17 protein-coding genes are annotated in these 20,793 nt (G+C 53.4%); 11 read left to right on the top strand and 6 right to left on the bottom strand.

The genetic code is table 11. The annotated features are described in order from the left end of the window. Positions 1 to 286 precede the first annotated feature (286 nt). The 3 genes from FUA23_RS13025 to FUA23_RS13015 all read right to left on the bottom strand — a co-directional run bounded on the left by FUA23_RS13025 (position 287) and on the right by FUA23_RS13015 (position 2,938). Positions 287 to 793, bottom strand: coding sequence for a hypothetical protein (locus FUA23_RS13025; RefSeq protein ID WP_147931184.1), 507 nt, complete (start codon positions 791 to 793; stop codon positions 287 to 289). 11 nt (positions 794 to 804) lie between these two features. Continuing rightward, positions 805 to 1,602 carry a ParA family protein gene (locus FUA23_RS13020; protein WP_147931183.1) on the bottom strand — a complete coding sequence of 266 codons (798 nt, stop codon included), beginning with the start codon at positions 1,600 to 1,602 and terminating at the stop codon, positions 805 to 807. Between the two features lie 97 nt (positions 1,603 to 1,699). Further along, complete coding sequence (locus tag FUA23_RS13015) at positions 1,700 to 2,938, bottom strand: hypothetical protein (RefSeq protein ID WP_147931182.1); 1,239 nt, start codon at positions 2,936 to 2,938, stop codon at positions 1,700 to 1,702. Between the two features lie 138 nt (positions 2,939 to 3,076). On the opposite strand from FUA23_RS13015, the gene FUA23_RS13010 reads away from it, so the two are divergent. Continuing rightward, the gene (locus FUA23_RS13010; protein WP_147931181.1) at positions 3,077 to 4,582 is read left to right on the top strand and encodes a hypothetical protein; all 1,506 of its coding nucleotides are present in this window, start codon (positions 3,077 to 3,079) and stop codon (positions 4,580 to 4,582) included. A 98-nt stretch (positions 4,583 to 4,680) separates the two neighbouring features. Further along, positions 4,681 to 6,123: a hypothetical protein gene (locus tag FUA23_RS13005; RefSeq protein ID WP_147931180.1), complete on the top strand. Its 1,443-nt coding sequence runs from the start codon at positions 4,681 to 4,683 to the stop codon at positions 6,121 to 6,123. A gap of 284 nt (positions 6,124 to 6,407) precedes the next feature. Here FUA23_RS13005 and FUA23_RS13000 read toward each other — a convergent pair whose 3' ends face one another. After that, complete coding sequence (locus FUA23_RS13000) at positions 6,408 to 7,043, bottom strand: peroxiredoxin (protein ID WP_147931179.1); 636 nt, start codon at positions 7,041 to 7,043, stop codon at positions 6,408 to 6,410. 221 nt (positions 7,044 to 7,264) lie between these two features. On the opposite strand from FUA23_RS13000, the gene FUA23_RS12995 reads away from it, so the two are divergent. Then, positions 7,265 to 7,456: a CsbD family protein gene (locus FUA23_RS12995; RefSeq protein WP_147931178.1), complete on the top strand. Its 192-nt coding sequence runs from the start codon at positions 7,265 to 7,267 to the stop codon at positions 7,454 to 7,456. 129 nt (positions 7,457 to 7,585) lie between these two features. Here FUA23_RS12995 and uvrB read toward each other — a convergent pair whose 3' ends face one another. Next, the gene (gene uvrB, locus FUA23_RS12990; protein WP_147931261.1) at positions 7,586 to 9,613 is read right to left on the bottom strand and encodes an excinuclease ABC subunit UvrB; all 2,028 of its coding nucleotides are present in this window, start codon (positions 9,611 to 9,613) and stop codon (positions 7,586 to 7,588) included. A gap of 282 nt (positions 9,614 to 9,895) precedes the next feature. Between uvrB and FUA23_RS12985 the strand changes: the two genes are divergently transcribed. Beyond that, entirely contained in the window at positions 9,896 to 10,660 is a 765-nt protein-coding gene (locus tag FUA23_RS12985) for a metallophosphoesterase (RefSeq protein WP_187271013.1), read from the top strand. A gap of 154 nt (positions 10,661 to 10,814) precedes the next feature. Beyond that, the gene (locus tag FUA23_RS12980; RefSeq protein WP_187271012.1) at positions 10,815 to 11,639 is read left to right on the top strand and encodes a pentapeptide repeat-containing protein; all 825 of its coding nucleotides are present in this window, start codon (positions 10,815 to 10,817) and stop codon (positions 11,637 to 11,639) included. Between the two features lie 119 nt (positions 11,640 to 11,758). Here the strand turns inward: FUA23_RS12980 and FUA23_RS12975 are convergent, their stop codons facing one another. Continuing rightward, positions 11,759 to 12,262: a GreA/GreB family elongation factor gene (locus FUA23_RS12975; protein ID WP_147931175.1), complete on the bottom strand. Its 504-nt coding sequence runs from the start codon at positions 12,260 to 12,262 to the stop codon at positions 11,759 to 11,761. A 541-nt stretch (positions 12,263 to 12,803) separates the two neighbouring features. On the opposite strand from FUA23_RS12975, the gene FUA23_RS12970 reads away from it, so the two are divergent. From FUA23_RS12970 to FUA23_RS12945, 6 genes are all read left to right on the top strand, one after another. Continuing rightward, positions 12,804 to 13,628 (top strand): DUF1206 domain-containing protein, encoded by an 825-nt coding sequence (locus tag FUA23_RS12970; protein WP_147931174.1) that lies wholly within the window; start codon positions 12,804 to 12,806, stop codon positions 13,626 to 13,628. 185 nt (positions 13,629 to 13,813) lie between these two features. Beyond that, positions 13,814 to 16,411 (top strand): TonB-dependent receptor, encoded by a 2,598-nt coding sequence (locus tag FUA23_RS12965; protein ID WP_147931173.1) that lies wholly within the window; start codon positions 13,814 to 13,816, stop codon positions 16,409 to 16,411. Between the two features lie 203 nt (positions 16,412 to 16,614). Beyond that, complete coding sequence (locus tag FUA23_RS12960; RefSeq protein WP_147931172.1) at positions 16,615 to 16,980, top strand: BlaI/MecI/CopY family transcriptional regulator; 366 nt, start codon at positions 16,615 to 16,617, stop codon at positions 16,978 to 16,980. Continuing rightward, positions 16,977 to 18,377 (top strand): M56 family metallopeptidase, encoded by a 1,401-nt coding sequence (locus FUA23_RS12955; RefSeq protein WP_147931171.1) that lies wholly within the window; start codon positions 16,977 to 16,979, stop codon positions 18,375 to 18,377. Before FUA23_RS12960 ends, FUA23_RS12955 begins: the two co-directional genes overlap by 4 nt. Continuing rightward, positions 18,374 to 19,741, top strand: coding sequence for a M56 family metallopeptidase (locus FUA23_RS12950; protein ID WP_147931170.1), 1,368 nt, complete (start codon positions 18,374 to 18,376; stop codon positions 19,739 to 19,741). Before FUA23_RS12955 ends, FUA23_RS12950 begins: the two co-directional genes overlap by 4 nt. Positions 19,742 to 20,040: 299 nt before the next feature. Then, positions 20,041 to 20,535 (top strand): DUF6702 family protein, encoded by a 495-nt coding sequence (locus FUA23_RS12945; RefSeq protein ID WP_147931169.1) that lies wholly within the window; start codon positions 20,041 to 20,043, stop codon positions 20,533 to 20,535. The last annotated feature ends 258 nt before the right edge of the window (positions 20,536 to 20,793 follow it).

Raw genomic sequence — 20,793 nt, 5'->3', positions numbered from 1 at the left:
GATAGTTTAGCCGGAAGGCGTTGTTCTGAGGGCTAAAACAACGATTTCGGTCCTAATATAACGGAAAGATGCGGGGAAGGTTATGTGGTGCGTAAAGAGAGTCCGCAAAAGTTAAAACTTTCTTTTGCTTATCGTGCGGGATGTTGTTGGGGCGACACTCGGCCCGGCGGTTCTGGCAGCTTACCGGAAACGACCAATCTTCTAATTGAAGACAGGGCTTGCAGAGAGCATGCGGGAGGGGCTCACCGATGGAAAATATCGTCAGGCTTAGTGTAGGTCATGGGAATTACTCTTCCAAATAGCCCTCTACCATTTCCTGCACCACATCTTTGAGGTACATCCCTCGCTTTCGGGCTTGTTCCTTCAGCGTGGCGAGGTGTTCCTTGTTGAAAATGAGGGTTACCCGTTTGGTGTCGGGCGCTTTAGCGCCGCGAGGGGTACGGTCTTCATCTTCCACGGTGGAGCGGATCAGGAGGTCAAGGCCAGTTTTGCGGCGGCGCGATTTTCGGGGCGCAGGCGCAGGTGCAGAGGAAGTTGAAGGGGCGGTGGATTCCCGCTCAAAGCCTTCGCTCAGGAAGGCGTCAAGGTCGGCGGTAAATCCTTTGCTGGACAGTTTACGACGGGCCTTAGAGGTCTTTGTCGGTACGTCTACTTCTACACGTTCCTCTTTTTCATCGGGTGCTGCAGGCTCGGATGCACGGACGGATGCGGCCTCAGCCCGGGTTGTTTCCGGAGTGTGGTCGGGCTCTTCGAAAAGGCCGGATAGATCGTCGGTGAAGCGCTTTTTAGCCATAGCTAGCGGGTTTATTTGGTGGTCTTGCTCTTATCGGAACGTTCCCGCAAGTGAATTGGGTTTGCCGTACGCTCGAGAATTTCTTTACTCACGGCAAGATAATCTTTTGCGCCGTTACTGGAGCGGGCGTACCCAAAGATGTCCTGGCGGCTGGCCGGAGCCTCCGCCAGCGCGACATTGTCGCGGATGTAGGTCTCGAACAACAGCGGGCCGAAATACTTCTGGATGGTCTCCACCACATCGCGGTTCAGTACCTTGCGGTGGTCGTACATCGTAGCGAGTACGCCGCTGATGTGGAGCTCTTTGTTGAGACGAAGCTTCACCTTCTGGATCACCTGCTTGATCTTGGCCAAACCCTGCAGTGCCAGGAATTCGGTTTGAAGCGGAATGATTACCTGCTGGCTGCTGGTAAGGGCATTCAGCGTGAGGAGGCCGAGGCTTGGCGGACAGTCGATGATGATGAAGTCGTAATCGTCGTCTACTCCGTCAAAGAGTTCCCGCAGGATGTACTCCCGGCCGGCTTCGTTGACCAGTTCCATCTCTGCGCTGGAAAGATCCAGGCTGGAGGTGATTACATCAAAACCTTCCCGGACGGAGAAGGGGGCGAGGTCGCTCTCGCCCATCAGGCTTTCGTAAATGGTGACCTGCTGCCGGGGAATCCCCAACGAGAGCGAAAGGTTTGCCTGCGGGTCAAGATCGACGAGGAGGACGCGCTTGCCCAATTCGACAAGTCCGGCTCCAATATTGATGGCGCTCGTCGTTTTGCCGACGCCGCCTTTGTGATTCAGTAAGCTTATTACAGTTGCCATAAGGTTCAGGCTCAGTTTGGGCGCAAGGTAGGAATTAGTTTTTTAGAGCGTGTCTCTGTGAGAGACTTTACCGATAAACATCCGTAAAACCGGCCTGCTAACGCGGCCGTATTTTGACGACCTTGCCGTAACGGAAGTCTATCCCCGCTTTGTTCAGCCGATCCCGGTGGGCGTTGGCGTAGCGCTTGGCTGCGGGCCGGTGAGAAAAAACAGAATCGAGGTAGACCGCGTGGCGGCCCGGTTCGGGCCAGCTGTTGAGGCAATCCGTCGGAATGGCCGTAAAACCCGCAATACCTGCTCCTTCAAGCTCGGCCAGGCGCTTTGAAGAATTACGGGGATTAAGCAGCGCGTCGACAACAATGAACGAACGGCGCTCTACGGACAAGGAGGAGCAGTCTTCGGCATCCGGACCGGGTTCTTCAACCTCCAATGCACCTGCGGCCGCGCCCGTATCTGCTGGCATTGCGGGCTTAGGCACAGCTACGGAGTCAATTTCGGCGTTTTCCAAATCGACGTAACTCTCTGAGAACGGATCGGGGATAACCGGTCGGTAATTCTCTTCGTAAGATACCAGGCCCAACAGCCCGATCACGGCCAGCAAGGCCGTTGCGTTGAGCAACTGCCGGCGTTGTTTGGCCCGTTCCGGCGGGGTAGGGCCGTAATCTGCCGGCTTATCGATCGCACTAAGGATCTTGCTTTCTTTGCTGTAATTTCCGAGGTAGTTATTGAACGTGTGGCGAGGAGAAGGAATGAGCTTACGCTTCAACCGGCCTTTCGCGTCGACCACAATGAGGCCGAGGCCATTTTTCTTGCACTGGTCGACGAGCGTTTTGTACTCCTCGGGCCGGACGAAGGTGTCTTCACCCACCGCAATCCATTTTTCGTTGGCGGGGTAACGGCCAAGCTGCTCAATGGCCGAAATGGAACCCAGAGCGCTCAGCTCCAACTTGCTCAGTACGGCGGAAATAAGGCTGGAACCCAAAACAAATAGCCCCAGCAGTAAGAGGGTGTTGACGGCGTTGAAATACCACTGGTAACCGAGAACGGCCGAAAGGCCAACGATGAATACAATGGTAATCGCCCGCCCCGCCCATCTGGTTTGCCGGGGGGCTTCCTTTAGTTTCAGTTGGTGGATCGTTGTTCGGCTCTTCGCCTCCACAACCACCACGTAGGGGCGTTTGCGCGCCCGCATAAAAGCCAGAAAAACATCTGCCCGTTTTAGTTTAGTGTACTCCTCGGTAGTTACCCAGGCCGGTTTACGGCGGTAATACTCCTTGTTCAGCCTTTCGGCTACACTGTTTTGGATGAAACGTTCGGTTAGGGTCTTTTTTGCCATGAAATGGCAAAGTTAACGCAAAATGTTTGTTTTGTGTAATTATGTGTGATGGTCGTTTCACGACTTATGTGCTCGGCTTCAAGGCCTCCATCGGGGAAGTCGCCAACGGGAAAGTGCCAATGAACTAACTTGCGGTTTATGTGGAAAAGCGGAAAACCGTTGTCGGTTTCTTTAGTTGGTGGTTTGCTGTTGGCGGTAGGAGTGTTTTATCTCGGCTACGGGGTGGACCGGACAGATTTTTGGTCTTTATTCGGTGCCTTCGTTCTTGCTTTTGGCGGATATCTCGCGCTGGTTTATCGTCCGGACGAAACGCACCTGCGTTGGCTGGTTGGCCTCGGTATCGTCTTGCGCGTAGCGCTCGTTTTCGGCTTTCCTTTGCTGAGCGACGACGTTTACCGCTTCATCTGGGACGGGCACCTGATTGCGGCGGGCCATAATCCCTTTGCTGAATTGCCCGCTCATTACCTCACGGAAGGGCAGGAGGTGACCGGCCTTAGCCAGGAGCTGTTCGACCTCCTGAATTCTCCGGATTATTACACCATTTACCCTCCGGTAGCGCAGGGCGTATTTACTTTGGCGGTATGGGTGAGCCCGGACAGCTGGTACGGAGCAGCGGTGGTAATGAAACTGTTTCTGCTCGCGTGCGAACTAGGGAGTTTGTGGTTGCTGTGGCGGCTTTTAGCGGCGCGCACGCAGGATGCAAAGAATGGTTTTTCAAGTCACGGCTTGCTGAAAAATGTGGATACTTTGCCGGCTGAGCCGACTCCACTCTCCCGAGGGGAGAAGGGGCTATCCCCAACCAATCTTCTGTTCTACTGCCTGAATCCGCTCATCATCGTCGAGATAATGGGGAACCTGCACTTCGAAGGGGCGATGGTTTTCTTTCTGTTGTTGGCTTACTACCTTTTGCAACGTAGCAAATGGATTGCGGCCGGGGTGGCAATGGCTGCATCGGTAGCGAGTAAGCTGCTGCCACTGATGCTGCTGCCGCTGTTGATCCGCCGACTGTGGGAGTGGCCCGTCCGGAACTGGTGGAGATCAGGTAAACGCTTTTACGTTTTCTCTCTGGCCTTTGGCATTGCCTGCCTGCTTTTTTTCGCGCCCCTGCTTTTGTCTCCGGGGTTTCTGGACGGCTTTCAGAGCAGCCTGGAGTTGTACCAGAAGAAGTTCGAATTTAACGCCAGCATCTACTACGTAGCACGGGCCATTGGTTACCTGCAGGTAGGCTGGAACCAGATTGCGACCATCGGCCCTTCATTGGCGAAGGCGGCCGCAGCAGGTATCCTGCTGCTGGCGCTGCTGGACCGGCGGCGCGACTGGGTATCACTGCCGGTAGGCTGGCTGTGGGCCTTTGTGCTCTACCTGCTGTGCGCCACAACGGTTCACCCGTGGTACCTGAGTGTGCCTATCGTGCTGTGCTGCTTTACGAGGTGGCGGTTCCCGTTGGTGTGGTCGTTTCTGATAATGCTTACGTACGTTAGCTATATCGGTGAGCCGTATCAGGAGGACCTCTGGTTGGTAGGCGGAGAGTACGTGCTGGTGTTCGGTTTTTTTATCTGGGAAATCATAGCTGGCCGACAGGGCACGAAACCAAAGCAAGCCCCACACGAGCCTTCAGGCGTAATTCAGAAGCACCAACCATAGAGAGCAAGGCTCATAGCATATTTTCCTGACGGTGAGCTGGCGCTTCAACACAACTAATCGCCCTGCTTTTCCGTCTATATAGCAAAGCTCTCCGAATCATGCGAACTCTCCTGACCTTTGCTCTTTTTACCATTCTTTGCACCAGCGTCCGCGCCCAGGTACTCACCGTGAGCGATGAAATGACGATGCGCAGCGACACCGAGTATGACCTGATCGGGAAACTGGGCGGCCAGGTCCTGCTGTTGCAGGACAGAGATACCAAACACTTGTTAACAGCTTATGACCGGAATATGCGCCAGAGCTGGGAAAAGGAACTGGAACTACGCGGACGAAACATCCGGCTTCTGACTTCGGTGGCAAAGCAGGATGGCACGGGGTTTCACCTGCTTTATATTTTTCGGAAGAGCAGCCGTAACTACCTGCAACTCGATGCTTACAACCCTGCCGGCAATCTGGTGGATAGTACCACTTTGGTTGATTTCGGTGTATTCAGTACGTCTCCTCAGGACGAGATATACAGTTCCGAAGACGAAACGAAATTGCTGCTGCTCGTTACTGAACAACAGAGCAAAGTACGCTGTCTGGGGCTTGATCTGACCCAAATGGAACTGACCTACGACCTTGAATTGGAACCGGAGAAATTCTTCTTCAACGATGATTTTCTCCAGGCCGAAGTCGCCAACGACGGAACTGCGTTCTTCGTAATAGAACGTGACAATTTCAGGAGCAAGCGGAAAGAGCATAAGTACGAAGTACACACGATCAGCCCCAACAGGCAATTTGACTTGTTTGAGGTCCCGATGGGAGACAGCCTTACGTATGATATCTTTTTCCGCTACGACAACCTCAATAACCGCCTCACGGCCGGAGGGCTTTACACCACCAAAGAATTTACCCGGGCCGATGGGTATTTCTGGGTCAACCTTGATCCCGGGAATCCTACTGCCGGTAAACCGGATTTTACGCCCTTTCCCCTTGCGCTGATCCGCAACATCGAGGGCAAGAAGTACAACAAAAAGAATCCGGGGATCGACGAATTGTCCGTCCGCAACATCGTCCTGCGCCAGGACGGGGGAGGGCTGATCATAACCGAACGCAACCGGCAGCTGGAGCGTAGGAGCAACGCCAGCCGAACTCAGGTCGTTAACAACTACGGCATCCGGCCGCTGGTGGATTATCACTACGATGAGTTGGTCGTTTTTAGTGTTCATCCGAACGGGGAACCACACTGGAGTAACATCCTGCATAAGCGGCAATACAGCCAGGACGACGGAGGGGTATTCTCCAGCTACTTCCTGATGGAAAATCCGCGCAGCCTACGCTTTTTATTCAACGATGAAATCCGGTTCGAGAACACCGTCTCGGAATACGTCGTAAACGGACGGGGAGAATTCGACCGCAACAGCCTTTTTCATACCAGAGACCTCAACCTGCGTCTCCGTTTCAGGGATGGGGTTCAGGTGGCCGCTAACGAGATGATCTTGCCCAGCGAACACCGTAACAGACTGAGACTGGTGAAGATGACCTACGAGGTGAAATAATCCGCCCCGGGCATCACCGGGAAGAGAATATCCACTATACCGGAACCAAAGTGGTTTGGGACTTTATCGCTTGTTATCGCGGCGTCTGGCGGCGTTGCTGAAAACCTTACCTGGCTCAGGCCAGGCGCGGCTTTCAGCGCCTTACCAGCCACCACGCCAACGGCGCGCTAATTGTCCCAAACCACTTCGTTTCCGGTATACATACAAGAAGCCCCGCCCGGAATTGTCCGGACGGGGCTTCATTGTGGTTATGGCTGAAGGGCTAATTGCCCTGCACTCGCTTTTTAGCGATTGGGCTGAGGTGTGGTGCGGAGGTAAGGCTTGATGACCTTATGTCCTTTGGGGAATTTGTCGGGGATGTCTTCGGTCGCGATCGAAGGGGAAACCACTACGTCTTCGCCGTCTTTCCAGTCTACAGGAGTCGCTACGGAGTAACCATCGGTAAGCTGGAGGCTGTCGAGTACACGGAGGATTTCCTGGAAGTTACGACCAGTCGAAGGCGGGTAAGTCAGGGTGAGACGAACCTTACGGTTCGGGTCGATGATGTACACGGAACGAACGGTGAATTTCGCATCTGCCTCGGGGTGCATCATATCGTACGCGATAGCGACAGACTTATCTTCATCGGCGATGATGGGGAAGTTCATTTTTACGTTCTGGGTTTCTTCGATGTCTCCCAGCCATTTCATGTGGCTTTCGAGGTCATCCACACTCAGTGCGATTGCCTTGGCGTTGCGACGTTCGAACTCCTCCTTGAGGGCAGCGGTACGTCCCAGTTCAGTGGTGCAGACGGGGGTAAAGTCAGAAGGGTGAGAGTAAAGGATAACCCAGCTGTCTCCGGCCCATTCATGAAAATTGATATCGCCCATGGTGGTTTGGGCATTGAAGTTGGGGGCAGTTTCGCCCAAACGGATTGGCATAGTATTGAGTTTTGTTAGGTGCATATAACACGTGGGTATGCCTGCGGTTCACCCCAGAAGGTGCTAATAACCATAAGTGCTTTCAGGTGGGATTTGGTAGGGGCAATCCTGTGACTTACAATGTTTTAATGCTGAAATGAACGATGCCGCCGAACACCTGGACAGGAAGACAAGGTTATAGTAGCAAGCCGAATATCCGGCGAAACTAAAATATTGATATCATGAGTGCATTTAGTGATAAAGTAAAAGGAAACTGGAATCAGATCAAAGGAAAAGCGAAACAAGAATATGCGGACCTGACCGACGATGATTTTCTTTACGAAGAAGGTAAGGAAGACGAAATGTTTGGCCGCCTGCAGGAAAAGACAGGTAAGACCAAACAGCAAGTTAAAGATTGGCTGGACAGTCTGTAGACCGATCAGTTTTACCTTTTAGGTTGTCGCCCCGTCTTTTTCGTAAAGGCGGGGCGATTTCTTTTGGGCTGTGATCTTCAGCCAGAAATTATCCAACGCTGTAACGGTTGAAGGACAGAGCAACCTGTTTTACATTCTACCCTTCAAGCGCGCTTTCAGCGCGAAGACCTCATCCCGGAAACTTGCGGCGCTCATAAAGTCGAGATCTTTGGCCGCAGACTTCATTTTGCGCTCAGCTTCTGCAATCGCGATTTCAATTTGTTCCCGGCTCATGGAATTGAGCACGGGGTCCGCAGCACTGCTGATTTCGACCTGTTCTGTGTAGGCCTTCGCTTCCTTTTTACCCCGGATATCGAGAATCGATCCGCGTTTAAGGATTTCCTCTTTCGTTTTGCGCATGCCGGTAGGTGTGATACCGTGCTCTTCGTTGTAGGCCAGCTGAACCTTTCGGCGGCGATCGGTTTCATCGATAGTTCGCCGCATGGAGTCCGTGATCTTATCGGCGTAAAAAATCACTTTGCCGTTTACGTTACGGGCAGCACGGCCGGCCGTTTGCGTGAGGGAGCGTTCATTCCGCAGGAAACCTTCTTTATCGGCATCGATGATGGCAACGAGCGAAACTTCCGGAAGGTCGATACCTTCCCGCAGGAGGTTGACCCCTACAAGTACATCGAACTCTCCCAGCCGTAGGTCCCGCAGGATCTCGACCCGGTCCATGGTGTCTACCTCGCTGTGGATGTAGCGGACCTTCACGCTCAGGCTTTCGAGGTACTTCGTCAGCTCTTCGCTCATCCGCTTGGTGAGGGTGGTTACGAGCACTCTTTCATCTGCCTTTACGCGATTGTCGATCTCCTCAAGTAAGTCATCGATCTGTCCTTTACTGGGGCGCACTTCGATGGGTGGGTCCACCAGACCGGTAGGGCGGATGAGCTGTTCGACGATCTCTCCTCCGGTTTGCTCAAGTTCGAAGTCTCCGGGCGTAGCAGAAACGTATACAACCTGATTGATGAGGCTCTCGAATTCGGTGAAGTTCAACGGCCGGTTGTCCATCGCGGAAGGAAGGCGGAACCCGAAATTCACCAGACTCAGCTTTCGGGCGCGGTCGCCCCCGAACATTCCCCGCACCTGGGGCAGGGTCACGTGGCTCTCGTCGATGATCATCAGGTAATCATCGGGGAAGTAATCGAGCAGGCAGAACGGGCGGGTACCGGGCTTGCGCCGGTCAAAGAAACGCGAATAGTTCTCGATACCGTTACAGTAACCGAGTTCTTTCATCATTTCAAGATCAAACTGCGTCCGCTCGTGGATGCGCTTGGCTTCGGCCAGCCGCATCTCACGTTCGAAGTAGCGCTCCTGATCGTAGAGCTCGTCTTCAATCTGATGGATGATGCCGTTGAGCCGGTCTTTAGGCGCAACGTAAAGATTGGCGGGGAAGATGGCCGCAGTGCGAAGCGATTCAATCCGCTTCCCTGATTCGATCTCGATCTTCTCGATGGTCTCGATTTCGTCTCCGAAAAATATGATGCGTAAGCCGAATTCAGCGTACGGCAGGTTGATGTCAACGGTGTCTCCGCGGACGCGGAAGGTAGCCCTGCGGAAATCTTCTTCGGTACGACTGTAGAGGCTGTCGACGAGGTCGTACAGCAGGCCGTTGCGGCTCTTTTCCTGCCCGGCTTCCAGCCGGATGATGCCCGATTTGTAATCGTCGGGATTACCCATACCGTAGATGCAACTGACGGACGCAACGATGATGATGTCGCGGCGGCCGGTGAGCAGGTTTGAGGTGGCCCGCAGGCGGAGCTTATCTACTTCCTCGTTGATCGCAAGGTCTTTCTCGATGAAAGTGTCCGAAGAGGCGATGTAGGCTTCCGGCTGGTAGTAATCGTAGTAGCTCACGAAGTACTCGACTGCATTATTTGGGAAAAACTCCTTGAACTCGCCGTACAGCTGGGCCGTCAGGGTTTTATTATGGGTCAGAATAAGGGTTGGGCGGTTCAGTTGGGCGATGGCGTTGGCCATCGTGAAGGTTTTACCCGAGCCGGTTACCCCCAACAAAACCTGTCCGCGCTCTCCGGCTTCTACGTTGCTGACGATTTCTTTGATGGCTTGCGGCTGGTCGCCAGTAGGCGAAAAAGGAGAAATGAGCTCAAATGACATGCAGAAGGTGTTGGGAGATTGCCTTTTGTCAACGATTTTGTTGGGGGAATGGTTCTGGTGCTGGCAGCGATTTTTGTGCGGGGACGCAGGTGCAATGCAGGTTGATGGAATCCGGCTCCGAAGGAGGCTGGCATTAAGTCGGGATCCGTTGTTCTGAACCTCTCCCGGCACCCGCGGCCGCGCCCAGTAAACGAAACTGTTTGGTGTCATAATCGGTGTTTTCCCCGCACAGGCATCAACAGCACCGCAAGATTAATGATATTGCGTTTCAACATCCACTCCATGCACCTCCAGTACCTTTCTGATCTGCACCTCGAATTTCCTGACAACCGACTCTGGCTGCGGCAAAACCCGATTACACCAATCGGAGATGTGCTCGTTGTTGCCGGCGATACGCATCACCTCGGACCCGCTTTTAAAAAACTGGACTTTTGGGATTTCTGCGCCGCCAATTTCGAGCGTACGTACGTCATCCCCGGCAACCACGAATACTACGGGGGATATGACCTTGGCAATAACGCTCTCTCTTTCCGGGAAGAACTGCGCGGCAATGTTATCCTGCTGAACAACCACACCGAGGAGTACAACGGTATCCGGCTGGTGTTTTCCACCATGTGGTCCCGGATCGACCACAGGGTGATGGATGTTTTCAGAGGGCTGTATGATTTCAGGGTCATCCGGTACTGCGGCCGCAACCTCACGGTCAACGATTTCAACGAAGTACACGAACAATGCTGGGCTTTTCTGGAAAAAGAGATCATCGAACCGGGCCCGAAGGTGGTGGTTACGCACCATCTGCCCTCGGAGCAATGCAATGCTCCCGCTTTTCAGGGAAGCGCGCTCAACGAGGGGTTTTGTGTGGACAAAACCCGCTTCATCGAAAACAACGACATCGCAGCCTGGGTCTACGGCCACAGCCATCGCAATGTGGGCGATGTCGAGATCGGCGACACCTGGCTACTCACCAATCAGCTTGGGTACATCGGTTACGGAGAGCAAAAAGGGTTCAGCGACCACAAAGCAGTTCGGGTAGTACTTAACCCGTAGAGCGTCACCGGCACGGCCCGCCAGCAGGAAAGTACGACCAGGCCAGGAGCCTGCTGAAACGATTCATTTGTTGACAGATCACCGAATGCTACACAATGATGCAACCCTGTTTATTCCACCTCGTCATTACCGGTGCATCCACAAAACAACAGCCATGAGATTCGTTTTTTCCTTCCTTGTTTTTTCCTGTTTTTCCTTGTGCTTATCCGCGCAGTCAACCATCTCTGCCGAAAAGATCATTGCTCAGCTCAATGCAGGAACAGATGTAGCACTAACGGGCGTCACCATCACGGGCGATCTGGATTTTACTCTCCTTGATGATCGGGAGGAAACCCAGAAAGGAGGTTGGGGAAGTCAGCAGCAGTGGAAGTACCACGTGCGCAACTCTCTCTCCTTCGTAGACTGCACCTTTGAGGGCAACGTTTGGGCGTACCGGGTAGAGGGGAAAGGCTCGAACTGGAAATCTGAACCTGTACACATTGCGGATTTTCACGAAGATGTGCTGTTCAGGAACTGTAAGTTCGAGGAAGACGTGAACTTCAAGTACACCCGGTTCCACGAGAAAGCGGATTTCCCGGGCGCAGACTTCGAAGAGGCCGTCGGATTTAAATACACCGAATTCAACGAGCCTGCCGATTTCAGCGGTATTGAAGTTGAGGGAGACGCCGATTTCAAGTATACCAAGTTCGACCGGTACGTAAACATCGCGGCGGCCACCTTCAAGGAAGAAGCAGACTTCAAGTACACAAAGTTCCCCCGGGGAGTGGACTTGTCTGATGTCGTGTTTGAAGACGACGCTGTATTCAAATACGCGGAATTTCCGCAAGGTGTAAACCTCGCCAATACGCGCTTCCGCAGAGATGCAGACTTCAAGTACACCAAGTTCTCTTCTCCGGCCAATTTCGACGGTACAGACTTCGGCAACGACGCCGATTTTAAATACACCAGCCTTGATGGCCGCGACTTCAAGGGCAGGTAGGAAATTTGCTTATGTTCATATTATGTGAGGTCTGCAACCGGTGAATGGTTGCAGGCCTTTTTTTTGTTCCGCACAAGAAAGGAATCGATCGAATGGACCCGTTCTGGTCTCCTACCGGTTTAGTACCGAATTTCCAGAACTTCAAGTTTGCGGTTTTCGCCTCCCAACCGAAAATCGGCGGATTCACCGACCCAAAGGCCGGTAATCGCTTTGGCGATGGGCGCAGTAAAGGCGATCTTCTTCGCTTTGACGTTGGCTTCGTCTACGCCAACGATCTGGAACTCCTGAATCCTGCCGGAAGGACCGCCCATTCTCATTTTTACGGTAGCGCCGAAGCGGACCTCGTTTGCCGGTTGGCTGTCAGGGTTTATGACCCTGGCGGTAGCAATGCGCTTTTGCAGGAGCGCCAGTTTGCCGTCCAGTACCGTTAGGGCACGTCGGTGTTCATCTTCGTTCTCAGTGGGAGTTGTGTCTTTCGCAGCTTCCAGTTCGGCTCGTTCTTTTTCGAGGGCGGTAAGGCCTGCCGGTGTAACGTAATTGGTCGTTCCGGAAGGCAGCGGTGCCCGTTCGGGGATAAGTGGAAGTTCTTCCTGGTCTGATTCTTTAACGAAGCCTCGGGACATAAAAGGGGTTTATGTCTTTAACACGCCGCGGGTAGCCCGCGTTCACCGGGAGTAATTGCTCCGGCAGGGCTTATACCCCCAAAAACGCGGCGCAGGCAAGATTGCCGGCGCCGCCCAAAAGTGTTGTTCAAAGTCTCTCTCGATCCGTTGGGCAAGCCAACTGTTTCTTAATTTGGATGGGCGAAAACACTTTTGAATCAGTAATGGTATGGAACAACATTACGTAAACAAATACCATTTTGTGCGCTGGTCTTACGACTGATTGCCTACCATAAGGTAACGGAAAAAAAGGAGTTGTGCAGTCCTCTTTTACGTCATGTGCCACCTTGAGGCTTATTTGAGGGGGCTAATTGATTAATTGAGTAGACGGGAAACGAATATAATTTATTGTATATGTGTGAAAAATGTGTTTTCAGGCGAAAAACCTGAACAAAATCCTTCACAGGCGGAGGCTTTTCGTCCGGGGAAAGAACTATGAGGTGCGAACTTTAACCTGAAAACGAACGCTTTAGCGTGCACGGCCAATTACTAACCTTCCTCTATGTCTTTATCCGAAGCTAACCAGCAACGTCTCTACCGTTTCGGCTACGGTACCAAGGGAGTCGTTTATTTCCTGATGGGGGCTTTCGCGCTGGCTACCGTTATCGGTGTAGCGTACGGTCCTGGCGGGCCGGAGGAGATAATGCTCTGGCTGAATAAAAGTCACCTGGGGAACTTTCTGTTGGGCATTCTTGGTACCGGCCTGGCTGCATATTCGGTGTACAAGGTTTATTCGGGGCTGATGGATACGAGAAATGAGGGCATCAACGCAAACGGTATTGCCAATCGTCTGGGCTGGTTCATCAATGGTATTGCTTACGGAGGGCTTTCGTGGACTGCTTTCAGTTTGCTGTTTGGTGTCGGGCTTGGAGACGATCCGCGCAAAGATGCAATCGGATTGGTGCTCATGTGGGAATACGGTTACCTGCTCATTACTTTCGTGGGGGCTATAATTGTTGGCGTCGGCTTATTTCAGATGTACCTGGCAGTAAAGGGGACTCATATGGATTTACTGGAGAATGGTCGCTTTGGTCATTACGAAGGAGCATTTTACCGGAATCTGGGCCGCTTCGGCATCATTACCATCTCCGTTGTTTACCTCATCATGGGGTACTTCCTCTACCGGGCAGCATGGACGGTCGACCCGGAGAAGTTTAAGGGGGTGGGAGACTCACTGACATACCTCAAAACCTTCGGTCTGCGAACCGTACTGCTGGCGGTGCTGGGGCTCGGCCTGTTGGCCTACAGTGCATTTATGTGGGCAATGGTCGTATACGGGCGAGAGGTGCAGGAAAAAGAACAGGGCGCTGTCGCAGGTGCACAGTAAGGTCTTCCGGAGGCTCCGGGCAAAGAGGGCAGGGGAGGAGTACTGACGCAGGAATGCGGGATAGTTCGGGCTGCCCACGGAAAACCGTCCTGTAAGAGTACACCACGAAAGTTACCTTTGTCGTTCCGTACCGGGAGAGCAAGGACCATCTTTTGTCCGATCCCCTCCGCCCCCAAGATTTCAGTATGCGACCAAGCTTTACCTACTCTGCTTCCTTCAACATTCCCTGCACCCGCGACCGCGCCCTGAAAAGCCTGGGCGTACTGCTGCTGCTGTTGTGTGTTTTTCCCCTGGCCGCTCAGGTAGAAACTGCGTCGATCACCGGAAAAGTAACCGATCTGCTGACCGATCAGCCGGTAGATTACGCTACCATTTACGTGAAGGGTAGCACCACTGCGGTAGAGTCCGGCACCACCGGCCGCTATCTGGCTACGGTGCCAGCAGGCGAAGACTTCATTCTGGTCTTCAGCCGCCTCGGCTACCGCGAAACGGAGGTGAACGTGGGCGTTTTACCCGAAGGAAGTACCAAGCAGATCGACGTTGCCCTGGCACCAACCGAAAGTACCCTCGAGGTCGTTGTCCGGGAGAGCAAGATCGAGGAAGGCGGCATGATCCGCGAGACGCCCGAGGCGATCCGCCTTTTGCCTTCCACTACGGGCAACCTGGAGTCTATTCTGCCTCACCTCGCACTTGGGGTAAGCTCCGGTGCGGGTGGCGAACTCACCAGCCAGTACAACGTGCGGGGTGGCAACTACGACGAAAACCTCGTTTATGTCAACGGCTTCGAGATTTATCGCCCCCAGCTTATCCGCGCCGGCCAGCAGGAAGGACTCACCTTCGCTAATATGGATATGGTCCGTAGCCTGAGCTTCAGTTCGGGTGGTTTCGAAGCACAGTACGGAGACAAGCTTAGCTCTGTTCTCGACATTAAATACAAACGGCCGGATAGTCTCCGGGCTGGCCTCCAGGCCAGCTTCCTCGGCGGGTCGGCTTACCTCGAGGGCTCCTCGAAGGTGAATAAAGATGGCCTCAAGAAATTTCGCTACCTCGTCGGTGCCCGCTACAAAACAACCCAGTACCTGCTCGGAAGCCTGGAAACCAGCGGCGAATACACGCCCAACTTCGTCGACGTTCAAACCTATCTCACCTACGATTTCAACCCTGCCCTCCAGTTGGGCGTGATCGCAGATTACAACCGCAGCGTCTACAACTTCGACCCGGTGGAGCGGAGTACCGCCTTCGGCGGTTTCTTCGAGACCCTTCAGCTCTTCACCCGCTTCGACGGAGGAGAACGCGATGATTTTCTGACGCAAATGGGAGGGCTATCGCTCACCTACATTCCCGAAAAAAAGGAAAACCCTTTCTTCCTCAAATTCCTGACTTCGGCCTTCCGTTCGGATGAAAACGAAGCCATCTCTATCGGCGGAAATTACAGCCTCGGACAACTGGACAGCGACCTTGGCTCCAGCACTTTCGGTGAGGTGATAAACGAACTGGGAGCAGGTGAGCAGCAACAATATGTTCGTAACTTTCTGGACATTCAGGTTTACAACGCCGAACTGCGGGGAGGCCTTGAGCTCAACAACCGTACGGCGGACGTCAACAAAGCCCACTTCCTGCAGTGGAGCGTGAAAGCCCAGCACGAAATCGTCAACGATTTCATCAACGAGTGGGAACTGCTTGACTCGGCGGGCTACAGCTTGCCCTTCGACCGGGAATCCGGCGCGGTAGAACTCTTTCAGGTGCTGAAAACAGAAAATGAATTGAACAGTACCCGCTTCTCCGGCTTCCTGCAGGATACATGGACGTGGCGCAAAGAAGATGTGGCCGACGTACGCATCAGCGCGGGCCTGCGCGGAACGTACTGGGACCTTAACAAGGAGTTTGTCCTCAGTCCCCGCGCCCAGATTCTTTACAAACCACTCGGCGGAACGGCCGACATTAGTTACAAACTGGCGGGTGGCCTTTACGCCCAGCCGCCCTTCTACCGTGAAATGCGCGGCCCGGACGGAGAGGTGAATACCGACCTGAAGAGCCAGAAATCGGCTCACATCGTCGGTGGCATCACGTCAGACTTTTACTACGGCAAGAAGAATCCGAAGAAGTTCCGCTTCATCGCAGAGGCGTACTACAAAAGCCTTTGGGATCTGGTGAGCTACGAGATCGAAAACGTTCGCATCAGCTATTCCGGCCAGAACGATGCAACCGGCTACGTGGCCGGGCTTGATCTTCGCCTCAACGGCGAGTTCGTTCCCGGCGCTGAAAGTTGGGTCAACCTCAGCATTCTTCAGGCCAAGGAGACGCTGACGGATGTCCAGCACCTCAACGTCACCGGCCGCGGCGAAGACGGAGAAGTTCTCAGCGAGGAAGTTGACTACGTTCCCCGGCCAACGGATCAAAACTGGCGGCTCAGCCTTTTCTTTCAGGATTACCTGCGCAGCAACGAAAACTTCCGTACCCACGTCAACCTGACCGTCGGCGGCGGGCTGCCCTTCGGCATCCTCGACGACAACGAGGTATTCCGCAATACCCTCCGCTTCGACACCTATCACCGTATCGATATCGGTTTTAGTCTCCGCCTCTACGAACAAGGTGAAACGAAGGAGCGCAAACTATTTAACTGGACACGGGCGACCAACCTCAGCCTGGAGGTTTTTAACCTCATGCAGGTTGCCAACCAGGCGGGCAACACCTGGATCAAAACCATCGGGGCGCAGCAATATGCGGTGCCTAACCGGCTGACCGGGCGACGGATTAATTTGCGGGTGGCGATGGATTTTTAGCAGCCTCGGCTTTAGCCGATGGCTAGCAAGCGAAGCGCGAAGCATTTTGGTCAGATTTCATTTGGGGCATAGGTGTTTTCCTTAGAGTCCACGTCTTCTCTGTCAACATCCAAGGGTGTTGGACAGCGCCAGATTTATCGGGCCTAAGCAGGAATTTTGCAGAAGTGAAAATTGTAACGTATCTTTACGTTAATTAACTTAGTATGCAGAAATTAACCAAAGCACAAGAAGATATCATGCACCTCGTCTGGGAGCTGGGTGAGTGTACGGTAGGCGATTTGCGGGAGCTGATCGAAAAGCGCGACGGCAAGAAGCCGGCCCACAGTACCATCTCCACGCTCATGCTGGCGCTGGATGAGCGGGGCTTTGTCACGCACCGGAAGTACGGACGAACCTGGGTGTACACTCCGGCAATCACACGGGAAGAATACGGCCGGAAAAGCCTGGGCCAACTGATCAAAAACTTCTTCGGGGGATCGGCGGCCGTGGCGGTCAGTCAACTGGCGAAGAGTGAAAATCTAAGCCTGGAGGAACTCAACGCGCTCGTCCGTAAACTCGAAGAAGAATGACACCTGAAATTCTGGAATACCTCCTGCGGCTCACCGTCATCTGGGTGGTGCTGATCGCTTACTACTTCCTTACCATGCGGCGGGGGAGCTTTGCGGCGCAGCGGTTTTACCTGCTTGGTACACTGGCTTTCGGGCTGGTGGTGCCGCTGTTGCCGGCGCTGGGCGGCGGCTTGCCGGTGGCGGCTTTGCCGTCGGTGACCTACGTGGCCGAGCCCTTCTTTTACACCGAAGGTGCTGCGGCTGAGACTGTGGTTTCCAACTGGTCCTGGTTCACTGTTTTGCCGTGGGTGTACCTTTTGGGCGTAGGCTTTTTTGCGGCGCGGATGCTGGTGCAATGGAACGCTTTGCGGCACTGGGCCTCCTCCGGCGAAAGAGACCGTTACGACGGTTACCGGGTGATCCGCCACCGGGGCATCACCGGTCCGTTCGTTGCCTTCGGGCTGATTTTCCTGCCGGCGGAGATGTCCGATGCTGACCTGGAAAACACTGCGCTTATTCACGAAGCATCGCACCTGCGTGCGCGCCACCACTACGACACCTTATTACTCACCCTCGGCAGCCTGCTGCTTTGGTTCCATCCGCTTTTCTGGATGCTCCGCCGCCTGCTCGCCGCCGTACACGAATACGAGGCCGACGCGGCCGTCATCCAACGGGTGCCGGTGCGAACTTACGGCCTTCAGCTCCTTAAATCTTCGCTGGGCCCGGCGGGGTTTCCGGGGCTTTTTTCTTCACCGATTAAAAACCGTATTACCATGATTACTAATAAAACCCGGACGCGGAAGTTGCGTTTGTTGCCCTTGTTCACGCTTTGCTTGCTTCTAGCTGGCCTTGTTGTTGCCTGCAGTGACCTGAACGAGGATATAGCCGTTCCGCTTGTTCTCGAAAGTCCGTCCACAGAAATAAAGGTTGATCCGCTTGAATACACGGAGGAGCCGGAGGTAATAGAGGCGGAAGCCTCTGGGGCAGTAGACTTTAGACTCAATGGAACTCTGAATGATGAGCGACTAACGTTAATAACTGAATACGCCAAAAACCTGCACCCTGCATTTACTGAAGCGGCCTACACCGAAGTTCGTTACCCCGCCGCTGCCCGCGAATCAGGAACGGAAGGAGTTGTACGGGCAGTAGTGAAAATACCAAGTGAAGGCTCCACAAAATTGGAGGCGCTATATTTTCCTACGGAAAAGCAAATGCAAGCAGGGCCGGGGTCTTTAGAGTTAACCATTGTGGGGCATCCTGGAAAGGAACTTAAGGGAGCAAAAAGAACAGACCTTCTAAAGGCAGAGGTTCGCAGGGTTATCGGAGAGTTGCAAGACTTTAGCCCACCTTTGGTAAAGGGAAGTAGCAGTACATCGCTTTCGCTGGTAGTAGACTTCAACTTTATCCTGAAAGAATGACACCTGAAATTCTGGAATACCTGTTGCGGCTCACCGTCATCTGGGCGGTGCTGATCGCTTACCACTTCCTTACCATGCGGCGGGGGAGCTTTGCGGCGCAGCGGTTTTACCTGCTTGGTACGCTGGCTTTCGGGCTGGTGGTGCCGCTGTTGCCGGCGCTGGGCGGCGGCTTGCCGGTGGCGGCTTTGCCGTCGGTAACCTACGTGGCCGAGCCCTTCTTTTACACCGAAGGTGCTGAGGCTGAGACTGTGGTTTCCAACTGGTCCTGGTTCACTGTTTTGCCGTGGGTGTACCTTTTGGGCGTAGGCTTTTTTGCGGCGCGGACGCTGGTGCAATGGAACGCTTTGCGGCACTGGGCCTCCTCCGGCGAAAGAGACCGTTACGACGGTTACCGGGTGATCCGCCACCGGGGCATCACCGGTCCGTTCGTCGCCTTCGGGCTGATTTTCCTGCCCGCGGAGATGTCCGATGCTGACCTGGAAAACACTGCGCTTATTCACGAAGCATCGCACCTGCGTGCGCGCCACCACTACGATACCTTATTACTCACCCTCGGCAGCCTGTTGCTTTGGTTCCATCCGCTTTTCTGGATGCTCTGCCGCCTGCTCGCCGCCGTACATGAATACGAGGCCGACGCGGCCGTCATCCAACGGGTGCCGGTGCGAACTTACGGCCTTCAGCTCCTTAAATCCACGCTGGGCCCGGCGGGGTTTCCGGGGCTTTTTTCTTCACCTATTAAAAAGCGAATTAACATGATTACCGATAAAACCCGGGCGCGGAAGTTGCGCCTACTTCCCTTACTTATTCTTCCTTTGCTAATGGCGGGCTTAATGCTTACCTGCAGCAGCATACGTGGAGACGTAGCTGTTCCTCAAGAAGAGAATAACACTACCGAGAAAATACCCGGCGAATTGGTTGAATCTGAAGAAGTAACGGTGCCTGCGGGAGTTGATTCTGAGAGCTATCGAAAAGGGTACGCGGAAGGTAAACAAGCTGCTGAAGAAGCTTTAGAAAAAATAGCCAGGGAGTTTTCCGAAACAGTCTATCGAAAAATTACTTATCCAGTTGCTGCCCGTTCAGTTGGTGAAACAGGTAAGTTCGATTTCATGGTCGATATAGACGAAACAGGAAAGATAACCAGCGCTACGTACAGTAAGGATGGAAACGAAAAGGATCCTGTTGGGGAAATTACGGTAGTTGGTATTGGAAAAACCAACGCTGAAAAAATGGGGGGCTCGGATCTGCTGGTTGAAGAAGTCCTGAAAACATTGAACGGTCTTCAATTGCCTGCACCCCTTACTATTTTGGATGTGACTTTACCTACTAAGCTACCAGTTCGGTTCAACTTTCTTCTTGAAGAGTAGCATTAAGGATTTCCAAAACCACCGAAGCCGATCTTCCCATCCAGAAGGTCGGCTTCGCTATTTGAGGTATGCATTTTCTTTGGCTTCCTTCCAGTTCTTCAGCTGAATGCCCTCGATGCGGGGCATATATTTGGTGTTGTCGGTGATGAGGGTAAGGTTATCCTTTTTAAGTTTGTCTTAAAGATTCAACGATCCCACTTTTCATTAGTTGCTACCTTTGTCCCATCCATATTGAGTTGAGCGCCTCCGGCGCGATCAGAATCGCGCCGGAGGCGCTCAACCCAATCAACAACTTTCTTATGCTATTAATAACCATCCTGCTTTCTCTTCTAACCAGCCCGGTTCCCGCCCACGATTACCACGTTTCCAAAACCAACGTCCGGTACGTGGCAGAGAAGGGACAGGTGCAGGTTGAAATGCACGTCTTCGTCGACGATATTGAAAAAGACATGGTCGCCTCCGGCGCCCCGGAAAGCATGGAGATCGGCACTAAGCGTCAGCACGACGACGCGGAGCGCTACCTGACTTCTTATCTGAAAAAGAACTTCGGGATCAACTGGAACGGCGAAGAACTCCCCCTGGAAATTATCGGCTACGAGCTTGCCGACGACCTCCATGGCCTCTGGGTTTATCTCTCTGCTCCTACCGATGCTTCACCAGTAGACGTCACCATCACGAATACGCTCATCACCGGCGTCTACCCCGATCAGAAGAATATCGTAAAGATTTACAACGGGACCGAGCGATCGGCCACCTTGCTGATGAGCAAAGACCGGCCGGAAGCCAGTTATTAGGAGCTAGGAGCTAGGGAACTAGGAACTAGAAGGGAACCAGGAATTAGGAGCTAGAAAGGAACTAGGAATTACCTTACAATCGCTAGCCCCTGGCTCTCTGGTTCTTAATCCCTATTTTTAAGTTCCTATCTACTAAGAGACTGTTCATCTAAGTGTGTCTACATTACTTTACAGTTAGATACGATTATTATGGCAAAGAAAACCAAAAAGACACGCTCATTGGAAGAGCTTTTTACCGACTCGGAGCAACTCAAGCGC

It is taken from the genome of Neolewinella aurantiaca (genome assembly GCF_008014675.1).
GTDB lineage: Bacteria > Bacteroidota > Bacteroidia > Chitinophagales > Saprospiraceae > Neolewinella > Neolewinella aurantiaca.
This window is presented reverse-complemented; position numbering and strand designations above follow the sequence as displayed.